The following is a 19,844-nucleotide window of genomic DNA, read 5'->3' on the forward strand; positions in this document are numbered from 1 at the left end:
TTCAGCGTGAACTCGCTGCTCATATATGGACACTTCCTCTCGCTAACGTATCTGCTTACTATACTGTCTATCCATGTCACCCTATAGTAAAACTATTTTTTCAAAAATGCAAGCGCCAGGCCGACGCTTGACCGAAACAAAAGCGAAGGACAAAATGCCCTTCGCTTAGACTGTATCCGCCACGTCCGCCGACTCTTTGCAGGTAATCGGCAATAGGTGGCAAGAGACTTGTGCGGTCTCTCCCTTTATACTATGTCCCTTAAGGGGAAATGACACGGTATCAAGCCTATTTATGCGAAAAAAGGCCTGTGGCTTATACGGGCCGTGGCACCCGTTCATACAATAGTCCAGCATCGTCCGTCGGGAGGGACGCCAAAATTGGACACTACCGCATTTCTCCGTTGGTTGAACGACACGATGGCTAGCAAGATCGCCAGTGCGAACAAACGAATTATTCGTTTTCAAAGCAGAGCCGATTATCGCAGATTTATACGGAAATGGTCGGAAATGAAGCAGTCCCTGCCTCCTTTGAACGATGTCCAGCAAATGCCTATTATCCAGGCTATCTCCTGTCCGCTTCCGATGGAAGCCGCTTTGCCCCGTTTCGCGGAACGAATCTGGATCGAGGAAGACTGCCGGATTGACTTGCACGCTGTATCCCAGAAACCGGTCGCATCCGTGTCGGACAAAGGCATTCCCTGGGGCGTCCAACAAATTAAAGCCCCTCAAGCCTGGAGCATGACGACAGGATACCGGGTCAAAGTAGGCGTCATCGACACCGGCATCGATTTCAGCCACCCGGATCTGCGTCAATCGATCGCGAGGGGCATCAATTTGCTGAACCGGAGCATGCTGCCCCACGACGATAACGGCCACGGCACCCATATCGCCGGCACGATCGCCGCGGCCAACCAGCCGCACGGCATGATCGGCGTCGCGCCGCGCGCTTCGATCTATCCGGTGAAGGCGTTCGACCACAATGGCAGCGCCTATGTCTCCGATATTATCCTCGGCATCGACTGGTGCGTCCGCAACAAGATGGATATTATCAACATGAGCTTCGGGATGAAAACCCGCAGCAAGTCGCTGCTCAACGCGGTTCTCTCGGCGCATCATGCGGGTATCGTCGTCGTCGCTTCTTCCGGCAACGACAGCAAGCGGCGGACAATCGACTATCCGGCGCGCTATGCCCAGACGATCTCCGTCAGCGCAACGACGCGCTTTCGCCGCATCGCCCCGTTCAGCAATCGCGGCCCATTTGTCGATATTTACGCGCCGGGCGATCGAATCGTATCGGCATGGATGGGAGGCAGGTATCATCAAATGAGCGGCACATCAATGGCGACATCGCATGTCAGCGGAGCGATTGCGCTGCTGCTCGCCTACCGGCCAGGCCTGTCGCCCGCGGAAATCAAAGCGGTGCTCCGCCGGTCGATGCAGCCGCTCAGAGGCCGAATAGTCCCCCGGAACGCCGGGGAGCTGGATGTTATGCGCATGCTTCAGGCCGTGGATCGCAAACGTTAGCGAACCACGGCCTTGCCATGCGGCCGAGCGCGATGCCGACAGAGGCTCGGCATCGATGCAAGCCGCACGCTCCATTGCCTCGGCCTGCTTCCTACATACGTTCCGGCGCCGAAACGCCCACGAGCCGGAGGACGTTGGCGATAACGGTGCGGACGGCCGCCAGCAACGCGAGCCGCGCCTGAGTCTGGGCGGCGTCTTCGGTAATGACGCGCTCGGCCTTGTAGTAACTGTGAAGCTGGGCGGCCAGCTCGTACACATACCGGATCAACCGGTGGGGCGCGTATTGCTGCGCGGCTTCCGCGACTTCCTGCGGCAGCTCGCCAAGCTTGCGCAGCAGGTCAAATTCGTGCTCCGCCGTCAGACGGGAGAGGTCGATCGCATCGATCTCCTGCAGTTCGATGCCCTGTTCCGCAGCCTGACGGAAAATGCTGCAAATCCGCGCGTGCGCGTATTGCACATAGTAAACCGGGTTTTCGTTGGAAGCGGATATCGCCAGATCCATATCGAAATCGAGATGCGAGTCCATGCTGCGCATCGTGAAGAAATAACGCATGGCGTCGACGCCGACTTCGTCCATCAAGTCTTCCATCGTGACCGCCTTGCCCGTCCGCTTGGACATCTTTACTTTCTCACCGTTCTGATACAGGCTGACCATCTGGGCAATCAACACGACGAGCTTGTCCGGATCGTTGCCGAGCGCCTCCATGGCGGCTTTCACACGCGGAATGTAACCATGGTGGTCGGCGCCCCATATATTGATCATCCGGTCGAAGCCCCGGGCGAACTTGTCGCGGTGGTAGGCAATATCCGGCGTCAAATACGTATAGGAACCGTCGTTTTTGACGAGCACGCGGTTTTGTCGTCGCCGTACGGCACCGTCGACAGCCATACGGCGCCGTCTTCTTCGAATACTTGTCCCTTCGCCTTCAACGCCTCCAGCGCCTCTTCCACCTTGCCGCTTTCGTACAGCGACGTCTCGCTGAACCAGACGTCGAAGGAGACGCGGAAGCGTTCCAGGTCGCGCTTGATTTTGTCCAGCTCGCGTTCCAGGCCGTACTTCCGGAAAACGCGAGCCGCTCCCGATCCGGCAGCGACAACAGCCGGTCTCCTTCTTTCTCGGCCAGTTCCCGGGCGAAACCGATAATATCTTCGCCGTAATAGCCGTCCTCCGGCAGCTCCGCATCCCGTCCGAGCGCCTGAAGGTAGCGCGCCTCGATGGACAGCGCCAGATTCTCGACCTGCTTGCCCGCATCATTGATATAATATTCGCGCGTCACGTCGAAGCCGGCAAAATCGAGGATGTTGCACAGCGCATCCCCGACGGCCGCTCCTCTGGCATGGCCAAGATGCAGGCTTCCCGTCGGATTCGCGCTGACGAATTCAACCTGCACGCGCTCGCCGCCGCCGATGCCGACTCGGCCGTAATCGTCTCCGGCGGTCAGCACATCCTTGACGACCGGATAGAGATAGCTCTTGTCCATCCGGAAATTAATGAAGCCCGGACCGGCGACTTCGGCGGACCGGATCGAGGCTTTCTGCAGATCCAGATGCGCGATGATGGCCTCGGCGATTTGCCGCGGATTGCGACGGGCGATCTTCGTCAGCTGCATCGCGGCGTTGGTCGCCAAATCGCCGTGCGCCTTGTCCTTCGGAACCTCCAGCACGAACGCCGGCAATTGGTCGGCCGAAACGAGTCCGGCGGCTATCGCGGCTTCGGCTATAGCCTCTTTCACTTTTTCATATACCTGCTCGAGCACATTCGCATTCATTCGCTTTCATTCCTCCTGTATATCGAGACGAAGCCGAAATCGGCCGACATGCCGGCCGTCGGCCCGCAGCTCGTAAGACCATGTCAGCGTCATCGGCAGCTCGCCTGGCGCCTTCTCCGACATGGAAAGCGCGGTCGTTTTCGTTTCCAGCGGAAACGACAGGTGGGCGGAACGGTAACGGCCGGCCCGTACGGCGCCGGCGGCGAAATATTGCTCCGATTCCACGCCGCCTCTGCGCGTCACGCTCAGCTCTCCGCCTTTCAACCGGATGACCGTCCGCACCTGCCCGTTCAGATCGTCGGTCTCCGCGTAGCGGATATAGACCGACGCCTCCTTGCGAAACAGCTCTCCCTTGTACTTCCGAACCGTACGCTCCCCATCCTGCACGCTCTCCACGGTAACGAACACGTTCTGCCTGTCTTTCATGCCGATATCTCCAGTCTCATTCTCTTGTTACTACTATATACAGGAACGCTTGCGATTTCAATGCGGTGCGCATCGGGCATCATGCCGGAACGCGCAGCTGGAGCGCGCAGCTTAGATGACTTCCAGTCCGTCGCGGTCCGGCAGCTTCGGATGAGGAGTGTGCGGCTCCGTCTGATACCAGAACGCCACAGAGGCGATATCGTCCTGCAGAGGCAAATATCGTCCGCCCTTCCGCCATCCGAGCGCCTGAATCGTCACTTTAAGATCCTCCTCGAACCGGATCGGGTCCATAATATGCCAGCGGTACATGCCGAACCGCTGCTGGCTCCGGTATAATCCGTCCGGCTTGATCACCTGCGGCAATCCGAGAAAGGCTGTGGAATAGACGCCGTATTGGCCCTGGGGATGCTCGAAATTCCATGCGCCGCCGAAATAATCCTCGGTACCGGTGCCGCAGATCGTCGGAAACTCGTCATCCCCGTCGATGTAAAATTTGATTTCCCCTTCTCCCCACCAGCCGTTGTTGTTGACGCCCCAAGCCAAGTAGGTGCCCACATAATGCCCTTGACCCCGGACGCCGTCCAGCAGCGTATGGACTTCTTTATAAGGAAGGGGATTGCTGCGCCGCCATTGGGCATGAAAATAGGCGGCATCGTCCGGCACGTCCGTAAGCGCGTATGTAATTTGGTAATAGACCACGGCGGACTCGTCGCCAAGATTTTCGATCGTCAAGCGCGCGGACCGGCGAAACGGCATTTCCCAATAGCTGTTGAACCCTCCGGCCGGATTGACCGCAACCGGCAGCGAAGAGACGTTGCTTCGCTCGCACCAGCCCTGACAGAAGAAGTCCCCGAGCGGCGTTTCGATCGAGGGCGCATCCTCGTCGTCCCAATAAGCGCGCAGAATAAGCGACCGCCAGTTAGCGGGATGCGTCGTCAGCCAAATATGTTGAATCGCGCCCCCTTCCCGGATGTCGGCAAGCGTGAACACTTCACCCGGACCGATCTGCACCGAAGGCGACACTTTCCACCCGATGCCGAGATCGCGGGCGCAGCTTGCTCCCGTGCCTTCGGAAGCCATGCCGGCTTTCCCCTTCTCGCCGGTGAAATTTTCGGCGCTGATCGAGCGCGTCTTCGCGCGCGACAGCCGTGACAAATTGCCGAGATGCATCCCCAAACCGTTAAACATGCCATTCGCTCCCTTCAATTTAACTGTGCGACCTTAAACTGTACGACCTTAAACCCTACGACCTGCACGACGAAAAACGGTACGACGATAAATGTACGACGATGTATCCTCATCATTATAAAGAGCTGCGTAAGCGATTTCAATTCAATTGTCCGACAATTTCTTCCGCGGCTTGAACGAAAGCGCCGATTCATGCTTTAATGGCTAAAGATGAAAACGAAGTATCACAATTTGAAAATCCGGAAGCTATTTTCAACAATTGAATTATTGCGCAATTGGAGCAGACCATAATACGATTTTCACTGACACGAATCCAGAGAACGGCTGGCAAGAAAGAAGGGGAAACGCTATGGCTGTCAACATATTTCCCGTACTAACCGACAACGAACGGAGGCTGCCGCTTTGTGTGACGACTGCCGGTTACTGGACCAACCAGGAATCGATCGTGCGGCCCGACGGGTTTCCGTCCTATCAGTGGCTGCAGGCGGTCAGCGGCAAAGGCGTCCTGCGAACGGACGGGCGCGAGCTGATCGTCGGTCCGGGTCAGGGCATGCTGCTGATGGCGAACGAAGCCCATGAATACGAACCGCTCGAGGCGCCATGGGGCGTGCACTGGATCGGCTTCGACGGTCCGCGCGCCGCGGAGATGCTGCGCGATCTCGGCTATGACCGTTCCGACGTGCTGTTCATCAGCAATCCCGACGCGACGCTGAAGACGATGATGGAAATTACGTCATTGCTCGGCTCGTATCAGCCGGCCGCGGCGCTGGAAGCTTCGGCCGCACTATACCGGCTGCTGCTCGATCTGCACCGGTACGGTTCGCGCACCGAGCTGCGATCCCGCAAGCATCATCTGGACGCGATTGCCCCGGCGCTCGAACATATGGAGAAGCATTACGCCCGCACGATACCGCTCGACGAGCTGGCGCGGCTGGTCGGCTTTACGCCGCAGCATGTATGCTTCCTGTTTCAGCAGGCGCTCGGCCTGCGCCCGATCGAATTTCTGACGCGCGTCCGGATCCGCAAAGCCAAGGAGCTGCTGCTGAACGAACCGGATCTGGAAGTGCAGACCGTCGCGGCCCGCGTCGGATACGACCATCCGAGCTATTTCATCAAGCTGTTCAAACAGCAGGAAGGCGTCACGCCGGTCATGTTCCGGCGGATTCACAGCAGCCGCAACCTCTAGCATCCGGGCGGCCGCCGGGCAGCGATCGGGTACGGCCTCATTCGGCCTCGGCAAGATACGGCAGGAGCGCGTGCCATGCGGCGATCCGGTCTTCCAGCGTCCGCATGCGCGGCGTCGGAATCGGGCTTGTCGAAGGCAACCGGAGCAGGCCGATGCCGCCTTCATTCGCAAACGCCGTACCGAAATGTTTGCGGAACGTCTCGTACGCTTTGGCCCCGTTGAAGGCGAGGCAGCGGATGCCCGGATAGGCGGCGAGCAGCCCCGGGATGTCGTTCGGCCGCTCGTCCCGGATATTGGCATCGAGACTGCCTTTCCGCCTGCAGGAAGCGATCACGTCCCAGAGGGCGACGCCTTTGCCCTGCGCATAACGAAGCCGGGCATCGTACTCCTCGTCCGGCACTTCCCCGAACAGGCCGTACAGCACCGGCCAGAAATAATTGCGCGCATTGCCGTAATATTGATTTCTTAGAAGCGACTCCCGGCCGGGCATGCTGCCGAGCACGAGCACAACCGCCCTCCCGTCGACGACCGGAGGAAAACTGCGAACGCGTCCTTCGCTCCTTTCTTCCGACATATGACCCTCCTCCTGATTCTTCAGCCTCGATTACGAATCATTATAGCATGACTCGCCGCCCGTCCAGTCTGGTCGGATTTACCGGTACAGAAGTCGGATTCGCAGGAATATGAACGAAATTCTGTGTTCCTTTACCAGTCATGATCAAGTAAAATATGGGTATCAGCCCTATGACACGCACTGTAACATGAGGAGGAGTACGAACCGTGGCGATTATCAGAGTCGTCAAGTACGACGGCCCGGCCGATGTGTTTGCCTGGAAATATCCGGAGCACGAGCTGGGCACTTGGACCCAGCTGATCGTAAACGAGTCCCAAGAGGCCATTCTGTTCAAAGGCGGGCAGGCGCTCGACCGATTCGGAGCCGGCAGGCATACGTTAAGCACGCAAAATATACCGATCCTTCAATCCGTCATCAATTTGCCGTTCGGAGGCGATTCGCCTTTCACCGCGGAAGTATGGTACGTCAACCGGCTGAACGTTCTGGATGTCAAATGGGGAACCGCGACGCCGCTCATGCTCCAGGACCCGAAATTTCATATTATCGTACCGGTGCGCTCCTTCGGGCAATTCGGCATTCAAATCGAAGACTCGCGCAAATTTCTGCTGAAGCTGGTCGGAACGCTCCCTGCATTCGACCGGGACGCCATGATCCGCTATTTCCGCGGCTTGCTGATGATGAACATCAACGAACTGATTTCGTCTTACGCCGTGCATAAAAAAGTCAGCTTCCTCGAAATGGGCGCTTATATCGGCGAAATGTCGGCGCATATGACCAACCGCGTAAAGGAAACGTTCGCGGAATACGGCATCAAGCTGCTGCATTTCTATGTCGAATCCGTCAACGTTCCGGACAACGATCCCGCCACGATACGGCTCAAGGAAGCGCTCGCGAAGAAAGCGGAAATGGACATTCTCGGCTATACCTATCAGCAGGAGCGGACGTTCGATACGCTGGAAGGGGCGGCGAAAAACGAGGGGACATCCGGCGATCTGCTGGGAACCGGACTCGGCATGGGGCTCGGACTCGGGATCGGGGACGGATTCGGCCGGCAAATTTCGCGTCTGACCCCCCATATGGAAACCGAAGCGCTTCACGCCTGTCCCAATTGCGGGACGATGAATCGGCACGACGCCAAGTTCTGCTCCGGCTGCGGCCGTCAGACGAGCGCCCCGTCCCCGCAGGCCGCCGCTTCAGAAGCGGGGCCGAAGGGCACGCCGTGCGGCAACTGCGGCCATCTGCTGCAGCCGAACGCCAAGTTCTGTCCGAACTGCGGCGACAAATTCGATCCTTGCCCGAACTGCGGAGCGGACAATCCGGGCAGCGCCGAGCAGTGCGCCAAATGCGGCCACACGCTCAAAGCGCCCGCATGCGCCAAATGCGGCGAAAGCCTGACGCCGGGCGCGAAGTTCTGTCCAAGCTGCGGCGCGAGCGCGGTGCTCAAATGCGGCCGCTGCCAGCACGAGGTCAAGCCGAACCAGAAGTTTTGCCCGGAATGCGGCAACAATTTGACGGAGCAGGAGGAGAAAGATGGCTGACAACCGGACTTATGCACGAATCGCTGCTTTCATTTACGCGCTCGCCATCGCCGCGACGATCGCGGTCGTCTTCCTCGCGTTGCCGTTCGCAGGACCCGGTTACGCCTGGATTTCGCTGGCCGCGCTGCTGATCGCCGAATCGACGGTTTTCGGCGTCGTCATGTATTTCATCTCCAACCGCAGAACATTCCTGAACCAGGTTCCCGGATATGTCGCCTACGGGATGACGGCGGCCGCGTATTTCGCCGTTACCATCGCAGCCGTCGCGATTTGCTCGGTACTTTCGCTTTCGCTGCTGACCTATGGAATCATTCATCTGCTTATTATAATCGGCGCGGCCATCATGCTCGGCATCGTCGCCTTTTTCGTCAAGTACATGGAACGCCAGGACGAGACGATTGCTGCGCAAGCGCAGTTCGTCAAGCAACTGCTGCTCGCGCTCATGACGGCCAGGCAGCATATCGAAGGGTGGAACGACGAGCGGCGCCATTCGCTTCAGACGGCGCTGCTGAGGCTGGAGGACAAGGCCCGGTACAGCGATCCCGTCTCGCATCCCGATCTGCAGGCCGCGGAAAATTTGCTGCTGGTGCAGGCCCGCGAGCTGCAGGAGCGGCTCCGCTCGCTGTCCCGGTCGTCAGGCGAGACGGTCGATCCGGGAACGATCGAGGAGATCGGCGAGCTGATCCGCCGGCTCGAGCAGCAGCTGGAGCAGCGCAATCAGCAGCTGGTGCAGTTGAAATAATACCGGGGCTCTCCAGGACAACGACGCGAGAAAGGAGTAGTATCATTGCCGTTAAAATCCAAAATTAGCGATTGGGTTATTCTGCTCACGACCATCCTGTTTCCGATCGGCCTGCTGCTGCTCATCATCCGTTTCGTCATGAATGCGAAATACCGGCATTTGCGGGCGGGCGACTACAGGGTAACCGGCTATTGCTTCCTGGTGTGGCTCGCTTTCATCAGCATCCTCATGATCTCCGACCCATCGGAAGGGGCGGGAGAAGCCATCACCGTATTTTTGTTCGTGCTCGGTGTCCCCGCGCTGATATTCCTATGGGTCGGCCGCAACAAAAGAAAGAGATGGAGAGACTGTACGACGAATATAATAAGCTCATCGAATTGCAGTCCGAACTAAACGTCAACCATCTCTCCACGATGACCGGGCTGAGCGTCGATGACGTCGCGCAAGATTTGCGGTACATGCTAATGACGGGCAGGCTGGTGCATGTTACGGGCAAGTCCGATTCCCAAACGGCCGCCGCTCCGAGCGGACCGGTGACGGTCCAATGCGGCAGCTGCGGCGCGAGCGACTCGGTCGTCCCCGGCAAATCGAAGACGTGCGAATATTGCGGCAGCACGCTTACCGCCTGAAGCGGTGCAAACGAAGAAGAGGGCGTTCGGCAGCGCCATAGGCGCTGTCCGAATGCCCTCTTCTTCTGTTCACAGCATGCGGGAGGCCGGCGGCTTGCCGCCCATCTTCTCGATTTCTGCGCATATATCGTGCTGCCACTCCGTATCGCCTGTCATCGACGCCAGCAGCGACAGGTTGTACAGATGCGCCAGCCGCCGAAAGTGCGCGGCGTTGACGGCGAGACAGTGCTCCACGTCGATCCGCTCCTCATCGGTCCACTCGCGGGCGCTGCGCACGGTCCACAATTCCGCCAGACGTTCGTGAATGGTCGTAATGCCCATATCTATCGACCTCTCCCCCTGAATCGTGGTACCGGAAGCGAACGATCGCCCCGGCTTCTATTCTCAGCATGCCCATAACGGCAAAAGGACAGACCTGGTTGCGGCCTGTCCTTTGACGCCTGTGCGGCTTGCCTTTCTATTCCTTTTTCTATCCCTTGACGAGATCTTCCACGAACTTCGGCAGCACGAACGCCGCCTTGTGCAGACGGGGAGTGTAATATTTCGTATCCAGCTCGGGAATCGACGATTCGTCCACAGCGAGCGGATCGTATTTCTTGCTGCCGATCGTAAACGTCCACAGTCCGCTCGGATAGGTCGGGACATTGGCCCAGTATACGCGGACGATCGGAAATACTTCCTTGACGTCGCGATTCACGTTTCGAATCAGATCGTCCTTGAACCACGGATTGTCCGTCTGGGCGACGAAGATGCCTTCTTCTTTCAGCGCATCGTATATGCCCTGGTAAAAGCCGCGCGTAAACAGATTGACCGCCGGACCTACCGGCTCCGTAGAGTCGACCATGATGACGTCGTAGCTGTTTTTATGATCGTGAATATGCATAAAACCGTCATTGACGATAACTTCCACGCGCGGATTGTCAAGCTCGCCCGCGATATTCGGCAAATACCGCTTGGAATACTCGATCACCTTGCCGTCGATTTCCACGAGGACGGCCTTCTCGACCTGCGGGTGCTTCAACACTTCGCGGATGACGCCGCCGTCGCCGCCGCCGACCACGAGCACATGCTTCGGATTCGGATGCGTGAAGAGCACCGGGTGCGCCATCATTTCATGGTAAACGAATTCGTCCTTGTCGGTCGTCATGACCATGCCGTCGAGGACGAGCATCGTGCCGAACTGTTCCGTCTCCAGCATATCGAGCTTCTGGAATTCCGTCTGCTCGCTGACATGCGTATACTTAATTTTGGCTGTAATGCCGTACGATTCGGTCTGTTTCTCGGTATACCACAGTTCCATTATTCGAGTATCCCTTCTTTCCTCGTATCACCCTGCGCTTGGCGCGCGGGAACGGCCTGGCGGGGAGCCGGTTCCGTTCGTTCAAGATGTATTATAGTAAATCGGAGCGAAAAAGCAACCTTTACAACCCCAAACCTTTGCCGTGTGAATATCGCATTCTCCCTTTTCCATACTAAAAGGAAAGACTTCTCCATTTCGACTAACGAATGCCAAAGGAAGTGTTCCCGATGAAAAAAGCGCCCTCGCCCGCTGGCCGCAAGCGGCGCCGCGCCGTACCGTTCGCCGTCAAGTCCGAAAGGCTGTCGCCCTTGCTGTCCATTTCGTACCGCTGGTTCGTCCGCATGGCGGCCGCCGGGCTGATCGGTCTCGCGCTGCTTATCGTCCTGCTGCTGTACTTGCGCACGCAGGCGCTGCCGGTCGCCTCGATCAGCCAGACGTCGGAGATGCTCGATTTGCAGGGCAATGTCATCGATACGTTCCACACCGGCGAAAACCGCCGTTCCGTGTCGCTCGCGGATATATCGCCCTATGCCGTACAGGCGACGCTGGCCATTGAGGACCGGCGTTTCTACGATCATAACGGCTTCGATCTTAGAGGGGTCGCGCGGGCGGCTCTCGTCAATCTGGAGCATCTGTCGAACAAACAGGGCGCCAGTACGCTGACGCAGCAGCTGGCCCGGAATTTGTACCTGACGCACGAAAAAACGTGGACCCGCAAACTGAAGGAAGCCGTGTATACGGTCCAGCTGGAGATGAAATATTCCAAGGATGAAATTCTGAATCTGTACATGAACCAGATTTACTACGGCCACGGCGCATACGGCATCGAGGCCGCGGCCGACTATTATTTCGGCAAGCCGGCCAAGGAGCTGACGCTGGCGGAAAGCGCGATGCTCGCCGGCATCCCGAAAGGGCCGAAATATTATTCGCCCTTTCTGGATATGAAGAACGCAAAAGACCGGCAGCGGACAATTTTGCTGGCGATGGCCGAGCAAGGCATGATTACCCGCGAGCAGGCGGATCGCGCCTATGCCGAACTGCTCCATTTCCGGAAGCCCGGAGAGGACGCGGAGGAAGGCTTCGCGCCTTACTTTCGCGATTATGTCCGCTCCGTCGCGATCGAGCGGCTCGGCATTGACGAGCGGCTGCTGAACGAAGGCGGCATCCGGATATATACGACGCTGGACCCCGTTGCCCAGCGGGCCGCCGAAGAAGCCGTGAACGCCGGCATCCCGGACAAGTCGGAGCAGCAGGCGGCGCTTGTCGCCATCGATCCCCGCAACGGCTATATCAAAGCGATGGTCGGCGGACGCGATTACCAGACCAACCAATACAACCGCGTCTTCGCCGACAGCCGGCAGCCCGGCTCCTCCTTCAAGCCGATTCTCTATTTGACCGCATTGGCGGAAGGCGGCATGACGCCGGTCACCCGGTTCAAGAGCGAGCCGACGACGTTCACGTACGACGAAGGCCGCAAAACCTACAAGCCGCGCAACTTTAACGACAAATATGCCCATGATTATATCGACATGCGGCAGGCGATCGCCAGCTCGGACAATATTTACGCGGTGAACACGATCATGTCGGTCGGTCCCGAGAAAGTGATCGGGACGGCGCGCAAGCTGGGAATCGACAGCCCGATGCAGCCGGTCCCCTCGCTGGCGCTCGGCACGTTCCCGGTCAGCCCGTTCGAGATGGCGTCGGCCTTCGGCACGCTCGCTGCCGGCGGCAAGCATGCGGAGCCGGTCGCCATTCTGCGAATCGAGGACCGCAAAGGCAATATTCTCTACGAGGCGGAGCCGAAGGTCGAGCAAGTTGTGGACGCGGCGCACGCTTACGTGCTCACCAGCCTGATGGAGAGCGTCTTCGACAACGGCGGCACCGGATACCGCGTTTCCGCCGCGATCAAGCGGCCCGTGGCCGGCAAGACCGGGACGACGGCGACGGATGCGTGGCTCGTCGGTTATACGCCGGAGCTGGCGACCGCCGTCTGGGTCGGATATGACAAAGGACGGACGATTACGCCGACGGAGGCGCACCGGGCGGCACCGATTTTCGCCTCGTTCATGGAGAAGGCGCTGGAGGCGGTGCCTCCGAAGCTGTTCCCGATGCCCGACGGCGTCGTCAGCGTCTATATCGATCCGGCATCGGGCAAGCTGGCCGACGCGACATGCCCGGAGAAGCGGCTGGAGACGTTCGTTCGCGGCACGGAGCCGACCGAGACATGCGGCGGGCACGAAACAGGCGGCGATACGCCCGACGCCGGCGGCCAAGACACCGCGCCTGCTGCCGAACGGCGCCGTTCGTGGCTGGATCAGCTGCGCCGCTGGTGGCGCGACTGACGCGCTTCCCCTGTTCGGACGAATGCGCAAGTCGGCGAGCAACCAAACAAGCCTGTGCCGGAGCGATGCTCCTGCACAGGCTTGTTTGCATTCGCGAGACCGTATTTCAAACTTCGAGCGCCTTCTTCAGCTCTTCCGGCGAACGCTCCCACCACTCCGCGTTATGCTTGATCAGCAAATCGCGCAGCGCCGTTTTCTCGCTCGGCGCCAGTTCGTCCAGCATATAGCGCCGCTTGATGGCATAGTCCAGCTTGTTGACGTGATCGGCGAGAATTTTCCAACCGCGCCGCGCCTCGGAATCGATCAGCATCTCGCATGCCGTCGCGCCCGCATAATACGAGCCCTCCTCGTTCCGGTCGACCGCCACCCAGACAATCCAGCACCGGCGGCCGTTCGGCACTTCGCTTTTATCGGTCAGAAATTTAATTCCCCGCTCCACCTTGCTCTTCGCATGCATGGCGCCGATATCGATATACGCCTCTCCGCCATCGATAATGACGCTGGAAACTTGACTCAGGTCAATTGTTCCGGCCCCGAATCCTTTATGCTGTTTATTGCTAACGACATTAAGCGCGAGCGTCCGCTTCGGTTTCTTCTGCTGTTCTTCTTGCCCCTGCTCCATGCCACTTTCACCTTCCTTCGCGATGCGCTGCGAGATGCCGGAAAACAAGGCCCGTACAAAGCTCGCTCAGATTAATTCCATTTTAGCTAATAATCTTCGAAAAGCAAACATATAGATGCTGTAGATGCTTGTCAACGGGAGGGAACCGTTCCATGACGCCACGCTACCTCAAAGCGATTTTACTCTTTGCGCTCGTCGCCATCGTACTCGCAGTGTCTGTCCGTCAAAACTTCAGAGACGCCTGGCTGTCCCAGTATACGTATGCCGTTGCGCCCGAGCAGACGCCTGCCAATCCGAAAACGGCCAAGCCTCCGTCCGGCGCCGAGCCGAACGCGATTATAACCCCAAAGCCTCAGGTGCTCAGCACACGAGTAGCGGAATATCACATCGATGTCCGTCTGGACGAAAACGAAAAGAAGCTGATCGGCGAACAGTCCATCACGTGGACCAATCCCGGACGCAAACCGGTTGAAGAGATGTATTTTCATCTGTACCCGAACGCTTTCCTGTCGGACAACACCACCTTTATGAAGGAGTCCGGCGGCAAGCTGCGGCAGGACAAGGCGACGGCCAACAGCCGCGGATACTTGAAGCTGGAGTCGCTGGAGACGACCGAAGGCGAAAGCCTGCTGCCGCGCCTCCATTATGTCCAGCCTGACGACGGCAATCCCGACGATTTCACGCTGGCCAAGCTTCGGCTCCCCGATCCGGTGGCCCCCGGCGAGGATATAACGCTGCATATGAAATTCGAAGTGAAGCTGCCCGAAGTGTTTGCCCGCATGGGCTATGCAGGCGATTTCGTCATGGCGGGGCAATGGTTTCCGAAGGTGGCCGCCTACGAAACGGCCGGCACGCGGGGAAGAGCGATCGAGGGTTGGAATATTCACCAGTACCACGGCAACTCGGAGTTTTACAGCAACTTCGGCATCTACAGCGTGCGCATTCAGGTGCCTGAAACGTATACGGTCGCGGCAACCGGGTTCCAGACGAAGCCGGCCGCGTCGAAAGAAGGGCGCAAAACATATCAGTTCTATGCCGACGACGTGCACGATTTCGCCTGGGCGGCCTCTCCCGACTTTATCTATGTCGAAGACGCCTACTCCACCGCCGGCATTCCAGGCGTGCGCATCAAGCTGTACCTCGATCCGGCGCACGAAAACCTGAAGGACCGCTACATGCATGCGGCCAAGTCGTCGCTCGCCAAATACGCCCAGTGGTACGGCCAGTATCCGTACTCGACGCTCTCGATCGTCGTCCCTCCGAAAGGAGGAAACGGAGCGGGCGGCATGGAATATCCGACGCTCATTACCGCATTCGCCGCGGACACGGATAATCCCGGATATGAGCTGGAACGCACGGTCGTGCACGAAATCGGCCATCAATATTTCTACGGCATGATCGCCTCCAACGAATTCGAGGAAGCGTGGCTGGACGAAGGGTTTACTTCTTACGCCGAAGACAAAGTGATGGAAAGCGAGTACGGGGTGAAGCCGAATCTGTCGCTCGAAGCGAGCTATATGACCGATCCGGCGCCGCTCAAGCAGTTGTCCTGGTCGTATCGCTCCCACGAGCATTATGCGGAAAATGTGTACATCCGCGCCAAGCTGGTGCTCTTCGGCATCGAGAAGCAAGTGGGTACCAAGACGATGCAGAAAATTATGCGCACCTACTATCAGAAATACAAATTCCGCCATCCGTCCACAGCCGATTTCCAGAAAGTTGTGGAGCAGGTCACGAAATCGAAATGGACCGAATATTTCCGGGAATACGTCTACGGCGGTCAGATGGCCGATTTCGCCATCGAATCGATTCGCGTCCATCCGGTGGAAACGGAACAAGGGCGGCAGTACGAATCGATTGTATTGGTGACGAAGCGAGGCGGCAGTTTCGGCCCGCTGTCCGTCCTGTTCCAGTTCGCGGACGGGAAGACCGAGAAAAAGCAATGGAGCGGCGAGGAGAAGCATGTTCAGTTCAGACTGGTGCACGATGCGCCGCTGTTATGGGCCGAGGTCGATCCGGACCGGCACGTCGTACTGGACAATAAACGGATCAACAATTTTATGAAGGCCGAGCTGCCGGAAGCTTCGCGCATTCGCTGGAGCATCGGCGTGTCCAAATTGATCGAAGGACTGCTGGGCGCGATCGGCTGGTAAAGCGGAGGCCAGGCCCTCCCGCCGCGGACGTCCCGAACGGTTCCGATATGGAGAGGAGATCGATTATGAAAGCCTATATCAAACAAGGCTGGCGGCTGGCAGTCAAACATTTCTATATTGTCATTCTGCTCTTCGTCTACCAGCTGATATGGGGGTTTTCCTGTACCGGTTCGTCAATTCGATCGTCGTCCCTCTGCTGCAGCGGTATCCGGACACATATCCGTCGGAAGCGGCGATCCGGCACTTTCTCGCGGAAGCGCAGTTTCAGCTGTTCAAAACGGATCTGATCCATCCGTACTTGTGGCTGTTCGGCGCCGCGCTGCTGGTCCGCATGCTGCTGACCCCGCTGTTCAACGCCGGCCTGTTCCATTCTCTCCGGCATGCGGCCGACGAAAGCGGCACGCAGTTTATAAGCGGAATCCGCAAGACATGGAAGCCGGTCATGCTGCTGTATTGGTGCGGCGCTCTGCTCAGTATTGCGCCGGCCTGGTGGCTGCTGCCGCGCGGACTGGAGGCGCTGCTGACCAGCCCATCTCCCGGCGAGCTGGCGCAGCGCACGCTGCCCTACGCCGCCCTTTGGCTTCTATGGATACTCATCGTTTATTTGCTGTTCCTGGCCATGCAGTTCGGCGTCGTCTCCGGATCGGGTATCGCCCCCGCCCTGTTGCGGGCCGTGCGCCACTTTCTTCCCTTCGCCGGCATTTCCCTGCTCATGTGGGGCATTGGCGCCGCCATGAATCTGCTTGCGACAAGCGTCTCGATGATTTGGGCCGGGCTGTTCGCTCTTATCCTTCATCAAGGCTTCTATCTGGTGCGAACGCTTGTCAGGGTGTGGACGTTCGGCTCCCAATACGTATGCTGGCAATCAAGCCGTCATATCTCCTCATAAAAGGCTTGCCGATATGAAGCGAGCCGACGACCCTCCGCCTGTACGGCGTTGCGCTCCGAAATTGCCGACTGCCGGAAAATTTCCGGCGGTCTTTCTTTTTCGACAAATTTCGAGCGGATGCCGCCTCCATTGTTCTTCCTGAAGCCCCAATTTTCATCTTCTTTCATGAGAATTATTAGAATTATAGTAGTTTTGAAGGAGATTGATAAAAAAATCGAATAGAAAGCCGAAATACATAAAAGAAATGACAAAAAAGATGCCGAATTCCTTGAAAGGAAACGGGGGAACCATTTCGGGTGAATTGATCCCGATTGCGAATGCGCGAATCGGGGGTCATAGGGAGCCTTCAACCGAACCCCACAGCTAACCTCGTAGGCTACGGAAGGAGCTTTAGGTTTGAAGAAAGTCACCTTGCTCATACTCGGACTTGTTGCCGCGTTGGCATTCCAGGCGGGAAGCGCTTTTGCCAGCAGCACGAAACTGGACAGCGTGATCGATGAATTGATCGGCGTCAATTACAGTTATGGCGGAACGACCACCGCAGGCTTCGATTGTTCCGGGTTTACTTCCTATGTATTCAAGAAGCTCGGTATTTCGCTGACGCGTACGTCCAGATCGCAAGCCGAAGAAGGCGACGAAGTCGAAAAGAGCGAACTGATCGAAGGAGATCTCGTATTCTTCAATACGAGCGGCAAGGGTATTTCCCATGTCGGCATTTATGTGGGCAACGGCAAGTTCGCGCATGCTTCCACGAGCAAAGGCGTCGTCATCACCGACCTGGATGATTCCTATTACGCCAAGCGCTACGTTACGGCGCGCCGCGTCATGACGTCGGAGCAATATGAGAAGCTCGCGAAACCCAATTGATCCGGGCCTCGGATGACGGCTGCCGCCGTTCGATCAGCGCAGCCAGGTGTCATCGCCGTAACGAGAAGGCCGCAATCGCCGTCCGTCAAGGACGGCGGTTGCGGCCTTTTGCCGTGCCCGGCCCATGATTGCCCCCGCCGCGCGCTTTCATCGCTTCGACGATCTATTGTATCGAGGTGAAACCACATATGAATATTCGTGTTGATTAATCTGCCGGAATTGAGAGAGATCAATAGACTCGGCTTATGGCTCGGTTTACTTTTTGTTGTATTTGCAATTGGGTTAATCGGAACGTTACAAATCGTTTATTGGATTAAAAAAGGGAAGCTATAAGGCTTTTCATTGAAGATTTCAAGCCGAACCAATGAACTTCCATCAAATAACGTATTTGGGTCCTGTAATTGTCGAATTCAGAAAGGCTCTGGATTAGGCAGTGAATGAAAGGGGTAATTATCTGCGGTTGAAGAACGGACAAGATCGGAAAGATCGAAGCATGTACGGGTCAGGCCAGATTTTCGTCATCCAATTGTCAAGGGAAGTCGCAAACGCAGGTCCGTCGATGGACCTTCGTTTGCGGCCTTGACTTGAGATTGATTACGATGATGAAGATTGGATCATTATACCCAGCCGCGCGCTTTCATCGCTTCGGCGATCCGCTGGATCGAGACCATGTACGCGGCGGTCCGCAGCGGCACATTGTGCTTGGAAGCCAACTCGGAAACGACTCCGTACGACTCGGTCATTTTGACCTTCAGCTTGCTGTTGACTTCTTCTTCGCTCCAGTAGAAGTTCGCCAGGTTTTGCACCCATTCGAAGTAGGATACCGTAACGCCGCCCGCATTCGCCAGAATATCGGGAATGACGACGATGCCTTTCTCGAACAGCACTTTGTCCGCTTCCGGCGTTGTCGGGCCGTTCGCCGCTTCGGCTACGATTTTGGCCTTGATGCGCGAAGCGTTGGCAGCCGTAATGACGTTCTCCAGCGCGGCCGGAATCAGAATATCCACTTCCAGTTCCAGCAGTTCCTCATTCGTGATGGCATTTGCGGCCTCGAAATAACGAACGCTGCCCTTCTCATCCTTCAGCCGACCGATTTCGTCCACCGGCAAGCCTTCCGGCAAATAAATCGCGCCGCCGGAATCGCTGACCGCCACAATCGTGCAGCCTTGCTCGGACAGAAGTTTTGCCGCGATGCGGCCGGCATTGCCGTAGCCTTGAATCGCAACCGTCGCGCCTTGCATCGGTTTGCCCAATTGACGCATCGCTTCTTCGATCGTGAACACGCAGCCGCGGGCCGTCGCTTCGTTCCGTCCTTTGGAACCGCCGACGATAAGCGGCTTGCCCGTAATAACGCCCGGCGTGAACGCGCCGCGCAAACGGCTGTAGGTGTCCATCATCCAGCCCATAATTTCCGGCGTCGTATAGACATCGGGAGCCGGAATATCTTTCTCCGGACCGACAATTTCGGCGATCGCTTCCATAAATCCGCGGCTTACCCGCTCCAGCTCGCCCTTGCTCAGTTTGCGCGGATCGCAGATGACGCCGCCTTTTCCTCCTCCATAAGGCAGGCCGACGACTCCGCACTTAAACGACATCCACATGGACAGCGCCTTGACCTCGTCCATCGTGACGTCCGGGTGGAAGCGAATGCCGCCCTTGTTCGGACCGAGAGCGTCGTTGTGCTGCGACCGGAAACCTTCGAAGACGCGTACCGTTCCATCGTCCATCTTCACCGGGAAGTTGACGCTCAATACCCGCTTCGGCTTTTTCAGAAATTCGACTACATGGGCAGGCAACTGCAGATGCGAGGCGGCCTCCTCGATTTGCCGTTGGGCAATTTCATACGGATTCAAGTTTTCGGTTGTTGCTTGATTTGCTACGCTCAAAGCCACTATGAACTCTCCTTTTTGTACGATTTGCATAATCATTTGCACTATATCGTGTATTTTATAGGAGAAGAACTTGTAAAATCCAATAAAAATTTTTTGAGGGACGATAATGAAACTCTATTGGCCGGAACAAAGCTGCAAAAGTACAGTTTTTTCGGGCGCCAAATAACCAAAACGCAAAAATTCCTGCGATTATCAGGCTGTTG

17 protein-coding genes, 1 pseudogene and 1 riboswitch are annotated in these 19,844 nt (G+C 57.3%); of the genes and pseudogenes, 10 read left to right on the forward strand and 8 right to left on the reverse strand.

All coding sequences use genetic code 11. From position 1 onward, the window contains the following. The first annotated feature begins 378 nt into the window (after positions 1–378). Positions 379–1,524: a S8 family peptidase gene (locus PACILC2_RS18895; protein WP_244863635.1), complete on the forward strand. Its 1,146-nt coding sequence runs from the start codon at positions 379–381 to the stop codon at positions 1,522–1,524. Between the two features lie 91 nt (positions 1,525–1,615). Here the strand turns inward: PACILC2_RS18895 and argS are convergent. The 3 genes and pseudogenes from argS to PACILC2_RS18910 form a co-directional block, all read right to left on the reverse strand. Continuing rightward, positions 1,616–3,293, reverse strand: a pseudogene (argS, locus tag PACILC2_RS18900) (arginine--tRNA ligase). A 6-nt stretch (positions 3,294–3,299) separates the two neighbouring features. Further along, positions 3,300–3,719: a YwiB family protein gene (locus tag PACILC2_RS18905; RefSeq protein ID WP_062489480.1), complete on the reverse strand. Its 420-nt coding sequence runs from the start codon at positions 3,717–3,719 to the stop codon at positions 3,300–3,302. Between the two features lie 111 nt (positions 3,720–3,830). Further along, positions 3,831–4,907: a glycoside hydrolase family 172 protein gene (locus PACILC2_RS18910; RefSeq protein ID WP_062489482.1), complete on the reverse strand. Its 1,077-nt coding sequence runs from the start codon at positions 4,905–4,907 to the stop codon at positions 3,831–3,833. Positions 4,908–5,256: 349 nt separating this feature from the next. Here PACILC2_RS18910 and PACILC2_RS18915 point away from each other — a divergent pair, with 349 nt between their 5' ends. Next, complete coding sequence (locus PACILC2_RS18915) at positions 5,257–6,093, forward strand: helix-turn-helix domain-containing protein (RefSeq protein ID WP_062489485.1); 837 nt, start codon at positions 5,257–5,259, stop codon at positions 6,091–6,093. Between the two features lie 37 nt (positions 6,094–6,130). Here the strand turns inward: PACILC2_RS18915 and PACILC2_RS18920 are convergent, their stop codons facing one another. Beyond that, positions 6,131–6,667 carry a DNA-deoxyinosine glycosylase gene (locus PACILC2_RS18920; RefSeq protein WP_213530115.1) on the reverse strand — a complete coding sequence of 179 codons (537 nt, stop codon included), beginning with the start codon at positions 6,665–6,667 and terminating at the stop codon, positions 6,131–6,133. Between the two features lie 206 nt (positions 6,668–6,873). Here PACILC2_RS18920 and PACILC2_RS18925 point away from each other — a divergent pair, with 206 nt between their 5' ends. From PACILC2_RS18925 to PACILC2_RS18940, 4 genes are read left to right on the forward strand one after another with little or no spacing between them, the layout of a single operon-like run. Next, complete coding sequence (locus tag PACILC2_RS18925; protein WP_213530117.1) at positions 6,874–8,205, forward strand: SPFH domain-containing protein; 1,332 nt, start codon at positions 6,874–6,876, stop codon at positions 8,203–8,205. Further along, the gene (locus tag PACILC2_RS18930) at positions 8,198–8,947 is read left to right on the forward strand and encodes a hypothetical protein (protein ID WP_213530119.1); all 750 of its coding nucleotides are present in this window, start codon (positions 8,198–8,200) and stop codon (positions 8,945–8,947) included. The genes PACILC2_RS18925 and PACILC2_RS18930 overlap by 8 nt, the downstream gene beginning before the upstream one ends. A gap of 45 nt (positions 8,948–8,992) precedes the next feature. Continuing rightward, positions 8,993–9,340, forward strand: coding sequence for a hypothetical protein (locus PACILC2_RS18935; protein WP_213530121.1), 348 nt, complete (start codon positions 8,993–8,995; stop codon positions 9,338–9,340). Continuing rightward, positions 9,325–9,576: a hypothetical protein gene (locus tag PACILC2_RS18940; protein WP_213530123.1), complete on the forward strand. Its 252-nt coding sequence runs from the start codon at positions 9,325–9,327 to the stop codon at positions 9,574–9,576. The genes PACILC2_RS18935 and PACILC2_RS18940 overlap by 16 nt, the downstream gene beginning before the upstream one ends. A gap of 69 nt (positions 9,577–9,645) precedes the next feature. On the opposite strand, the gene PACILC2_RS18945 is transcribed toward PACILC2_RS18940, so the two are convergent. Then, positions 9,646–9,897 carry a DUF7667 family protein gene (locus PACILC2_RS18945; protein WP_062489494.1) on the reverse strand — a complete coding sequence of 84 codons (252 nt, stop codon included), beginning with the start codon at positions 9,895–9,897 and terminating at the stop codon, positions 9,646–9,648. A gap of 148 nt (positions 9,898–10,045) precedes the next feature. Further along, entirely contained in the window at positions 10,046–10,876 is an 831-nt protein-coding gene (gene speE, locus PACILC2_RS18950) for a polyamine aminopropyltransferase (protein WP_213530124.1), read from the reverse strand. Between the two features lie 341 nt (positions 10,877–11,217). Between speE and PACILC2_RS18955 the strand changes: the two genes are divergently transcribed. Further along, positions 11,218–13,218: a transglycosylase domain-containing protein gene (locus PACILC2_RS18955; RefSeq protein ID WP_372447178.1), complete on the forward strand. Its 2,001-nt coding sequence runs from the start codon at positions 11,218–11,220 to the stop codon at positions 13,216–13,218. Positions 13,219–13,324: 106 nt separating this feature from the next. Here the strand turns inward: PACILC2_RS18955 and PACILC2_RS18960 are convergent, their stop codons facing one another. Next, positions 13,325–13,840 carry a YwhD family protein gene (locus PACILC2_RS18960; protein ID WP_062489500.1) on the reverse strand — a complete coding sequence of 172 codons (516 nt, stop codon included), beginning with the start codon at positions 13,838–13,840 and terminating at the stop codon, positions 13,325–13,327. A gap of 152 nt (positions 13,841–13,992) precedes the next feature. Here PACILC2_RS18960 and PACILC2_RS18965 point away from each other — a divergent pair, with 152 nt between their 5' ends. The 3 genes from PACILC2_RS18965 (at position 13,993) to PACILC2_RS18975 (ending at position 17,749) form a co-directional block, all read left to right on the forward strand. Continuing rightward, positions 13,993–15,993: a M1 family metallopeptidase gene (locus PACILC2_RS18965; protein WP_062489502.1), complete on the forward strand. Its 2,001-nt coding sequence runs from the start codon at positions 13,993–13,995 to the stop codon at positions 15,991–15,993. Between the two features lie 148 nt (positions 15,994–16,141). After that, a complete protein-coding gene (locus tag PACILC2_RS18970) occupies positions 16,142–16,882 on the forward strand; it encodes a hypothetical protein (protein WP_244863636.1) in 741 nt (246 codons plus the stop codon). A gap of 247 nt (positions 16,883–17,129) precedes the next feature. After that, positions 17,130–17,275, forward strand: a riboswitch (cyclic di-AMP (ydaO/yuaA leader). Between the two features lie 3 nt (positions 17,276–17,278). Continuing rightward, positions 17,279–17,749 carry a C40 family peptidase gene (locus PACILC2_RS18975; RefSeq protein WP_062489505.1) on the forward strand — a complete coding sequence of 157 codons (471 nt, stop codon included), beginning with the start codon at positions 17,279–17,281 and terminating at the stop codon, positions 17,747–17,749. Positions 17,750–18,366: 617 nt separating this feature from the next. Here the strand turns inward: PACILC2_RS18975 and PACILC2_RS18980 are convergent. Beyond that, a complete protein-coding gene (locus PACILC2_RS18980; RefSeq protein ID WP_213530128.1) occupies positions 18,367–19,671 on the reverse strand; it encodes a Glu/Leu/Phe/Val family dehydrogenase in 1,305 nt (434 codons plus the stop codon). Positions 19,672–19,844: the final 173 nt, after the last annotated feature.

It is taken from the genome of Paenibacillus cisolokensis (assembly GCF_018403665.1).
Classification (GTDB): Bacteria; Bacillota; Bacilli; order Paenibacillales; family Paenibacillaceae; genus Paenibacillus_AH; species Paenibacillus_AH cisolokensis.